This window comes from Marivibrio sp., from assembly GCF_040218065.1.
Taxonomy (GTDB): domain Bacteria; phylum Pseudomonadota; class Alphaproteobacteria; order UBA8366; family Aestuariispiraceae; genus Marivibrio.
Window position 1 is genome coordinate 84,183 of the sequence record NZ_JAVJQE010000002.1, and the last position, 8,803, is coordinate 92,985.

Genomic DNA, 8,803 nt, shown 5'->3' on the forward strand with positions numbered 1-8,803 from the left:
CGAGCGGGAGCCCCCCAATGGTGGAAGTCGGCATTCTGGGCCTGATCGGGCTCATCCTCATCATTTACGCCGTGGTCAAGACGCTATCCAGCACCGCCTCCACCGGCGCCAAGGTGCTGTGGATCGTCGCCTTGCTGGTGTTCCCGCTGGTCGGCTTCATCGCCTGGCTGATCTTCGGACCGAAGGGCTAGGGGGCGAGCGTGACCATCGAGCTCTACACGTGGGGCACCCCTAACGGCCGCAAGGTCTCCGTCATGCTGGAGGAAGTCGGGCTGCCCTACGCCGTCCGCCCGGTCGACATCACGAAGGACGAGCAATTCGCCCCCGCCTTCCTGAAGATCAGCCCGAACAACAAGATTCCGGCGATCGTCGATCCCGACGGACCGGAGGGCGCGCCGTTCGCCCTGTTCGAGACCGGCGCCATCCTGATCTATCTGGCCGAGAAGACCGGACGCCTGATCCCGGACGGGGCGGTCGCGCGCCACACGTGCCTGCAATGGCTGATGTGGCAAATGGGCGGCTTCGGCCCGATGCTGGGGCAGGCCCACCATTTCCGCCGCTTCGCGCCCGAGACGATCCCTTATGCAGTCGAGCGCTACACCAACGAGGCGAAGCGGCTTTATCGCGTGCTCGACGAACGCCTCGCCGAGACGCCCTATCTGGCCGGCGAGGCGTACTCCATCGCCGATGTCGCGACCTATCCCTGGGCCGCGCGGTGGGAGTGGCAGGGAATAGACTGGGCCGAATATCCCAACGCGAAGCGCTGGTTCGACGAACTCGGCGCGCGCCCGGCGGTTGAGAAGGGAATGGCGGTCCCGTAGCGGCCGCCGCGCGTCACCCTTCGGCGATCTCGCCGATCACCTCCTCAAGCCAGGCGACGACGGCCTGGCCGCGCTTCGTTCCGTGGATGTCGCGGTGGCTGAGCCGCCAGAGGTCGCGGGTCACGGCGGGGGCGTCGCTCAGCCGCCGCAGCCTCGCGTCGGCGTCGCCGACGAAGCGCGGCAGCAGCGAGCGGCCGAGGCCCGCGCCCACCGCCTGCAGTACGCCTTCCGCATCGTTCACCAGAACTGGGGCCACGCCCTCCGCTTGCGCGCGCCGGGCGAGCCAGCGCGCCTGGGGCAGGTGGTCGTTCGCCTCCTCATAGACGATCCACGGCATAGCCTGGGGATCGCCCGCTGCGACGGGCGCATAGGCGTAATAGCCGATACGGGCGATCTTCCGGCAGAAGGCCGCGCCCCCGTCGCCCGGTCGATCGAAGCGCAGCGCCACATCGGCCTCTCGCCGGGAAAGCGAGCCGCGGGCCTCGCCGGCCAATAACTCCAGGCGAAGCAGGGGGTATCGCGTGGTCAGCCGGTCCGCCCGAGGGATCAGAAGCCGGTTCACGGTGGTGGCGACGCTCGAGACGCGTACGGCGCCTTCCGGGCGGGCGTCTCGCCCGGCCACCGCCTCGCCGGCGGCGGCGACGGCGCTTTCGGCGGCCTCCGCCTGGACCAGCAGCGTCTCGCCCGCGCGGGTCGGGGTCAGCCGTCCGTCGCCCCTATGAAAAAGCTGGGCGCCGAGGTCGCGCTCGAGCGCCTTTAGGCGCCGCGAGACCGTCGTCTGATCGACGCCAAGCCGTCTCGCCGCCCCGGCCAGCGCGCCGGCGCGCGCAACCGCGAGCGCGACGCGCAGATCGTCCCAATTCTTCATAACTGCATTTTTGCAGCGTTCAGCGGCAAATACACGGATTTTCCGGGCGAGTACGCAAGGCTAGGAAGGGGCTGTCGTCCGCAATCGAAAGCCGCCCCCATGATCGACGCCGTCTTCACCCTCCTGCAGGCCGCGCTCGCCGAACCGCTCTGGCCGGCTGCAGCGGCGATCGTTCTGTGCGCGGGCGTCGTCAAGGGGCTCACCGGTTTCGGGTCGGCGTTGGTCATGATGCCGGTGTTGAGCGTGATCTACGGACCCGCCGCCGCGGTGGCGACGATGCAGCTGATCGACGGGCCGCTGGCCTGGACCATGCTGCCCGGGGCCGCGCGGCGGTGCGACTGGCGCCGCGTGCTGGTCTTGGCGGGCGGGGCGGCGGTCGGCATGCCGCTCGGCGTGATCGTCCTGCGTCTGGCGGATCCCGAGTATCTGCGCGCCGCCATCGCGCTCACCGTCCTGATCATGGCGGGCCTTTTGGCCTCGGGCTGGCGCTATCGGGGACGGCCCGGAACGGCGCTGTCCGGCGGGACGGGGCTGGCGGCCGGGCTGCTCGGCGGCTCGACCGGGATCGGCGGTCCGCCGGTGGTGCTGTTCTGGCTCGGCTCCCAAGCGGACGGCGCGAGCGTACGCGCCAACCTGATCGTCTATTTCGCCGTGGGGACGATCAGCGGGCTGATCTCGCTGACCGCGGCCGGGCTCGTCACCGGGGCCGTCGTCGGCGCGGCGATCTCGTTGGCGCCGCTGTTCGCGTTGGGCATGTGGCTTGGGGCGAAGGGCTTTCGTTTGGCCACCGAGACGGTGTTTCGGCGCGCCGCGCTGACCCTCGTCGCGGCCTCGGGCGTCAGCGGTTTAATGCTGTAGAGGGCCGGCCTCCCGGCGCATTGACAGCGCGCCGCAGCGCCGCTACATCACGGGCCGCGCCGCCGGGGCATGACGCCGCCCCGCCGGCGTCCGCGGAGGGATGGCAGAGCGGTAATGCAGCGGATTGCTAATCCGTCAACCGGTTAAACGGTTGCGGGGGTTCGAGTCCCCCTCCCTCCGCCACTTCACCGCCCTCGCGGCCGACGGCGCGTCAAGGCCTTGCTTGCTTTTCCAAGCCGCGTTTTGCGCCGTCTAGTCTCCGTCACAGACCTCCCGCGTCCCGAGAACCGCGCTCGGACTCGCTCCGCAGTCGGACGCCGCCCCAGGGTTTCTCACGGGCGTATGGGACGCGGCGCGGGCTTGCCTGCGGCCGTCCCGCGACGCGCGCCCTCGCGCGAGGAGCGTCTTTGTTCGCATCGCGTCGCCCGCGACGACCGGCGGCGATCCATTCCTCAGACCTTGACCCCGCCCCTCGCAGGACGGTCCGCCGGCGGGCGGGAATAGGAAAGCGCGAGAATTACGCTGAAATCGGCTGGCTGCGGCGGCTCCATGCATTGAAAGCGAACTACTATAAGTGATAATAATTGAAAAATGTTACCTTAACGGCGGATGCGGGGGCGTTGATGGCCGACGGGGCGGGCGAGGACCGGCATGAGGACGAGATCGATTTCGACGAACTGACCGTGGCCCGGCTGTCCAAGCTGGGTGGCGGAAAGAGCACCTGGTTCGGCTGGGGCCTGATGTTCCTGTTGCTCGTCGATCTGCTGCTGAACGCGCTGGGCGAACTCGGCTTCACGATGATCGTCGCGGCGGCGGCGCTGAGTTTGTTCGGGCTCGACCGTGGGGCCGAGGACGCCGGAACCGCGTTCGTCCTGGTGCTGGTCCTGCAGGTCGCCGCGCTGTCCGTCGCGCAATATCTCATTCGCAACTCGGTTTGGAAGGTGCATCTCGGGTTCGCCTTGCGGGAATCCGTCTTCTTTCTGTTGTTTCGACCCCAGAACCAGCGGGATCTCCGCGGCGTGGAGCCTGAAGGTCAGCTTTTCGTCGCCGTCTTCGATGTGGCGGTGCTGCTTTTCGTGATGTCCTCCTTTCTGGAATTGGAGGAGCCGCTGGCGCGTTGGATGGTCGTCCAGTTGGGAATGCAGGCGCCGGGGATATGGCCGACCGTCGCGGTCGCGGTCGTCCTGGCGGCGTTCTCTTGGGTGGTCGGCGCGGTCCTCAGAAAGGCGAAGGACGACCGCTCGATCATCTTCGCGGTTCTGTTCGCAAGCGCGGCCGGCGTTCTTTGCGCGGCCTACGATCCGGGCGCCGGATGGATTCCGCCTGCGATGCGCTCGGCCGGGCTCGCCGACGATTTCGGGTTCTGGCAGGTCCTGCTGCTGGGCGGCGTCAGCCTTTCCTATGCGACGCTGGCGTTCAGCGCGTTCGAAGAATCCGACAGCTTGAACGTCCGGACCCGGACGACGCCGCCCCGGGTGGTGGCCGAAACGACGCCTGAACTGCGCAACCTTCCCTCGAAAGCCTACCGGGCCAATCTCAACCATATTTCGGGGCAAATCGTGGTCGTGCTGTCCCGATCCTGGAGCAATCGCGGGCGGGTCTATGTCCACGGCGATCCGAGCCACCTGCCCATCGTCGCACGGAAGTTCATCGTGGTGGATCTGAGCCGTCTGAGCCATCTGCTGGACTCGAAGGTCGATTTCCGCACGACGACGATGGACGGAAAATACGTCATCGAAGGCGATCTGGAGCTTCGCCCGCGCCTCGATCATAAGAAGGTCACGGCGCTCCTCAACGAGGCGGCGGTCGACGACTACCTCTCGCTGCTGCTCGAACATCGCCAAGGGGCCGACGATCAGGCCGTCCGTCACCCGCTCGTCAAGACGATCTCCGAGCATATGGTTCGGGCGGTGGACGACATCCTGCTGGCGGAGCAGCGCACCGCGTTCGGTCGCGGCGAGAAGAGCTTCGGCGCGATGAGCCTGGGCGAGATGCGCCAAAGCATCCGGGACGCCAGCACGCAGATTCTGCGCTCCGTCCGCGCGGTGGAGCGAGACGCGCTCGACACCAAGCGCCGCGAAGAGAACTTCGGCGAACGGGATATCGAACAATATATCGACGAGGTCGTCTCCGGGTTCCAGGAGATGTTGCGCTCGCTTGTCTTCCTGTTCGACCCCTCGGAGATCAATCGTTCGGTCGCCTCGCTCCGCTTGGCGCATGACGGCCGCAGCCGGATCGAGCTCGTTATTCGCCAAGCGCTGGACTGGCCGAGCGAACGAGCGCCGATCGCCCTGCAAGAGATCAAACGGGACCGGGACGAATGGTTCGACCACGCGAGCGTCGACTTCCTGCTGGACACCATCCCGATTGAACTGACGAGCATCCGGGTCAGTCTATCTCCCGAGATGCAGCAACTGCAGGCGGAACTCGACGACCTGAACCGCCAACTGCACGCGCAGCTGGATCAACTCTACACCCATAACAACGCCATCAGCGAGACCGTCTACCAACGGCTGATGGATAACCAACTTTTCTCAAGCTTTGAAGCCAGGCGGATGGCGCGCGAGCGGCAGCAGCAAGACCGCTTGCAGGCGGAGCGCAAGCGATCCGAGCCCGAGCGGCTGGATCACGCCCCGCCGTCCGAGCTCGACGCGCCGGCTGAGCCTGACGGGCGCGCCGAGGAGGCGGCGCCGGCCCCCGCACGGAAGGGCGGCGCCGATCGCGACGGATCTCAGGACGCCAAAACCGAACGCGCGGGCGATGGGACGGACGAGTCCCCCGACCCGGACAAACCGCGCTCCCGTCGCGGCCGTCTATAGGCCGGTGCGATGCGCAGGCGTAAAGGGGCGGCATGAGCGAGCGACCACGTTTCATCGGCGGCTTTCGGGCGGCCCAGGCGCCGCGCTTCGAGGGCGGAGACGAGGATCCCTATCTCTTCGACAACCGGCATGCGCTTTTCGCGGCGCTGTCGGCGGCGATCCAGGGCCTGGCCGATCCGGCGCGTCGCGATTGCCTGATTGAGGTCAGAATCAGCGCCGACCCGGATATAGGGCTGCTGACCATTGATCTTGTGCTGTGGAGCACGGATGCGGATGGCGGGTCGCTGTTGAGCCTGATCGGCGCCTTGCTGCCGAGCGATTATGCATGGCGCCCGCTTGACGAAGCGCAGTTGAACGCGTGCTGGCGCGGCGACGAGGTTTTCATCTCGCGGCTTGTACGACGCCTGCAGTTCGTGGAGTTGCCGGGCGACCAGGTCGAATGGGTCGCCGGCGCGGCGGACGACGAGGCCCCGGGCTCCGGCGGCGAAGAGTTGATCGGCCGGCGCCGACTTCCTGAAATCGGGGACGAGCCTGGGGGCCCGGCCGTTCAGCCGCTATGCCTCCCCGCCGTTTCCGCCGTCGTCTCCCACACGCGCAGCGTTCGGCGCCTTTACGGCGAACTGTTGCGCGCGGCCCCGGCCTGTCTCAGCGTGACCATCGCGCCCGCCGATCCGTCGCACCTCGTCACGCAGCGGGCGTATGGCGGGTTCTGGCGGCGGTTTTCGACGGCGGCGCGGACGGCTGACGGCCTGCTGCACGCCGCCGACGCGGCCGATCCCACGGGCGGCGCTTTCGATCGCTATCTTCTGCCCGACGCGCAGCTTTGCCGCGCAACCGTGCGCTGCGCCGCCGACGATCCCGCGCGGTCGGCGGTTTTGGCCCATCATCTGGCCGCGCAATATGGCGGCGCGCACGTGTTCGAGCCGTTGCCGCCGACGCGGCCCGCGCCGATCGCTGCGATTCCCGATCTCTGGGTCGAGGCGCCGTGCGCCGATTGGGTCCCTGAGGATTGGCGCGAAGCGGCCCAGGAAGAACGCGAGCGGCTGCGGCGGCTGAGGATCGAGCCGCCGGAGGACGTCGAACCGCTGCATGTCCTCCTGGCGATGCCCTACCTCTACACCGACGAGGAGGTGGCGCAACTGGCCGCCTTGCCGTTCGCGGATGCGGACGGTCTTCCCGGCGTCGACACCAAGCCGCCGCCCCCCTTCATCGGGACGGTCGCCGCGCCGTCGCCGGTGGTCGATCCGCGGAGCGGCGCTCTAGCGCCCCCGCCCGAGACGGGACGGATGCGGATCGGCATCGCGCAAGGGGGCGGCGCGAGCACGGCGGCCCCGTTGACGCTGGACGACCTGAGCGGGTCGATGGCGCGCCGCTATCGCGGGGCCCATTGGCACACGATGCCGATCGAGAACCTCAACAAACACGCCTTCATCGTCGGCTCCACCGGGTCCGGCAAGACGATGAGCACCCTGTTCCTGGTGCGCGAACTGACGCGGTTCGACAAGCCCTTCATGGTGATCGAGCCGGTCAAGACCGAGTATTACGACGAGTTGTCGCCGCACGCCGAGCGCCTGGGCGGACGGCCCCTGGTTCGCCGCAACTTCGAAGGCGACGGACGGGGCGGGCGCTCGCCGGACTTTCTCGCCTTCGATCCGATGCGCATCCCGACCGGCGTGACGGTGATGCGTCACATCTCCTACCTGAAGTCCTGTTTCGAGGCCGCCTTCCCGCTCGATCCGGTGCAGGCGCTGCTGCTGGAGAGCGGCCTGCTTAGCTATTACACCAATCCGGCGAAGAAGTTCGGCTGCGGCTTAAATAAATTCTCGCTCGGCGGGCCGAAGACGATTCGGAAGATCACGAATAAAAAAACCGGCGAGACCCGCCTCACGCCCAGCCTTTCCACCTTCTTCGATCACTTTCTCAAATACTTCATTCCCGCCGCCTTTCCGGCGGACGGAAGTAAAGGCGGCGCCTCGCGCAACGACATTCGGCAGAACTTCAAGGACATGTTCGACCGGCGCTTCAACAACCTGCGTCGGAGCCTGGTCGGCGAGGCGTCCAAACTGGCCGACCAACTCTATATGGAGAATCCAACGGCAGAAACCGCGGATCTTTTCCCGAGACTGCTGGAAACCAACACGATCATCGAGCTCGACGCCATTCCGGACGGCGAGCAGAAATCGCTGGTGATGGCGTTCCTGATGACCCGCCTGTTCGCGGAGCGCCAGGCCGCGGACCTGATGCGTCGCCGACGAATTCGCGAGATCGGGGCATTCGAACGCGCCGATCCGCTGCAGCATGTGCTGGTGATCGAAGAGGCGCACCGTCTTCTGGCGAACACCGGCGGGGGCGGTCGGGGCGAACTGGCGGGCGAAAGTTCGAAGGCGAAGGCCGTCGGTCTGTTCGTCGACATGTTGGCCGAAATCCGCGCACTCGGCCAGGGGATCGTCATCGTCGAGCAGATCCCGACGAAGATCGTCCCGGAGGCCGTCAAGAACACCAACCTCAAGATCATGCTGCGCGTCACCTCGAAAGACGATCGCGACTACCTGGGCGAGGCGATGAACTTCACCGAGGCGCAGAATCGCTTCGTCACGGCGTTGAGAGCCAAGCCGGGCGAAGGCGTGGACATGGTGGTTTTCGAGGAAGGGGTGGATCTGCCGCTGATGCTGACGCTGCCGTTGCCCGACCGGAGGCCGCCGACGCCGTGGCTCTATGACGAACTTTTCGCATCGGACGGGGGAGACGGGCCGTGACCGGCGACGATCAAGGCGGAGAAATGCCGGCCGAAGCTGTCGAGCAGGTCGAGGAGAGCGGCGACTACGGCGAAGGCGAAGACGAAGGCGTGTGGGAGGCTGAGGACGGCTCCGCAGATGAGGGCGGCGATTGGGAGTCGCTCGAAAGCGGCTCGGACGAGGACTCCGCCGGCGTTTGGGAGGCCGCGGACGGCGACGACTCGGACGAGGGCGGCGGCGATTGGGAGGATGGCGACACCGCTGACGATGGGGCCGGCGAATGGGTCGGGGAAAGCGACGTCGAAGAGCAGGCGGCGCAGGAGGAGGCCGCCGCCCAGGAGGCGGCGCAGGCCGAGCAGGCGGCGCAGGAGGAGGCCGCCGCCCAGGAGGCGGCGCAGGCCGAGCAGGCGGCGCAGGAGGAGGCCGCCGCCCAGGAGGCGGCGCAGGCCGAGCAGGCCGCGCAGGAGGAGGCCGCCGCCCGGGAGGCGGCGCAGGCCGAGCAGGCGGCGCAGGAGGAGGCCGCCGCCCAGGAGGCGGCGCAGGCCGAGCAGGCCGCGCAGGAGGAAGCCGCCGCCCAGGAGGCGGCGCAGGCCGAGCAGGCGGCGCAGGAGGAGGCCGCCGCCCAGGAGGCGGCGCAGGCCGAGCAGGCGGCGCAGGAGGAGGCCGCCGCCCAGGAGGCGGCGCAGGCCGAGCAGGCCGCGC

7 protein-coding genes and 1 tRNA gene are annotated in these 8,803 nt (G+C 67.9%); 7 read left to right on the top strand and 1 reads right to left on the bottom strand.

Annotated elements, in window-relative coordinates; genetic code table 11:
* Positions 1 to 17 precede the first annotated feature (17 nt).
* Both RIB45_RS01235 and RIB45_RS01240 read left to right on the top strand, forming a co-directional pair.
* Positions 18 to 191, top strand: a complete 174-nt coding sequence (locus tag RIB45_RS01235) for a PLDc N-terminal domain-containing protein (protein ID WP_350047935.1) — start codon at positions 18 to 20, stop codon at positions 189 to 191.
* A 9-nt stretch (positions 192 to 200) separates the two neighbouring features.
* Positions 201 to 821, top strand: coding sequence for a glutathione S-transferase N-terminal domain-containing protein (locus tag RIB45_RS01240; RefSeq protein ID WP_350047937.1), 621 nt, complete (start codon positions 201 to 203; stop codon positions 819 to 821).
* A gap of 13 nt (positions 822 to 834) precedes the next feature.
* Here RIB45_RS01240 and RIB45_RS01245 read toward each other — a convergent pair whose 3' ends face one another.
* On the bottom strand, positions 835 to 1,689 hold the full coding sequence (locus RIB45_RS01245) for a LysR family transcriptional regulator (protein WP_350047939.1): 855 nt from the start codon (positions 1,687 to 1,689) through the stop codon (positions 835 to 837).
* Positions 1,690 to 1,788: 99 nt separating this feature from the next.
* Between RIB45_RS01245 and RIB45_RS01250 the strand changes: the two genes are divergently transcribed.
* From RIB45_RS01250 to RIB45_RS01270, 5 genes are all read left to right on the top strand, one after another.
* Complete coding sequence (locus RIB45_RS01250) at positions 1,789 to 2,547, top strand: sulfite exporter TauE/SafE family protein (RefSeq protein WP_350047941.1); 759 nt, start codon at positions 1,789 to 1,791, stop codon at positions 2,545 to 2,547.
* 94 nt (positions 2,548 to 2,641) lie between these two features.
* Positions 2,642 to 2,730 (top strand) — tRNA-Ser (locus tag RIB45_RS01255).
* A 440-nt stretch (positions 2,731 to 3,170) separates the two neighbouring features.
* Positions 3,171 to 5,366: a hypothetical protein gene (locus RIB45_RS01260; RefSeq protein WP_350047943.1), complete on the top strand. Its 2,196-nt coding sequence runs from the start codon at positions 3,171 to 3,173 to the stop codon at positions 5,364 to 5,366.
* A gap of 32 nt (positions 5,367 to 5,398) precedes the next feature.
* Positions 5,399 to 8,122, top strand: a complete 2,724-nt coding sequence (locus RIB45_RS01265) for an ATP-binding protein (protein ID WP_350047945.1) — start codon at positions 5,399 to 5,401, stop codon at positions 8,120 to 8,122.
* A partial coding sequence (locus tag RIB45_RS01270; protein WP_350047947.1) for a hypothetical protein occupies positions 8,119 to 8,803 on the top strand: 685 nt, incomplete at its 3' end. The genes RIB45_RS01265 and RIB45_RS01270, both read left to right, overlap by 4 nt.

Coding starts and splice junctions, on each gene's coding strand:
- RIB45_RS01235 (WP_350047935.1), top strand. CDS start 18: ATGGTGGAAGTCGGCATTCTGGGCCTGATCGGGCTCATCCTCATCATT.
- RIB45_RS01245 (WP_350047939.1), bottom strand. CDS start 1,689: ATGAAGAATTGGGACGATCTGCGCGTCGCGCTCGCGGTTGCGCGCGCC.
- RIB45_RS01250 (WP_350047941.1), top strand. CDS start 1,789: ATGATCGACGCCGTCTTCACCCTCCTGCAGGCCGCGCTCGCCGAACCG.
- RIB45_RS01260 (WP_350047943.1), top strand. CDS start 3,171: ATGGCCGACGGGGCGGGCGAGGACCGGCATGAGGACGAGATCGATTTC.
- RIB45_RS01265 (WP_350047945.1), top strand. CDS start 5,399: ATGAGCGAGCGACCACGTTTCATCGGCGGCTTTCGGGCGGCCCAGGCG.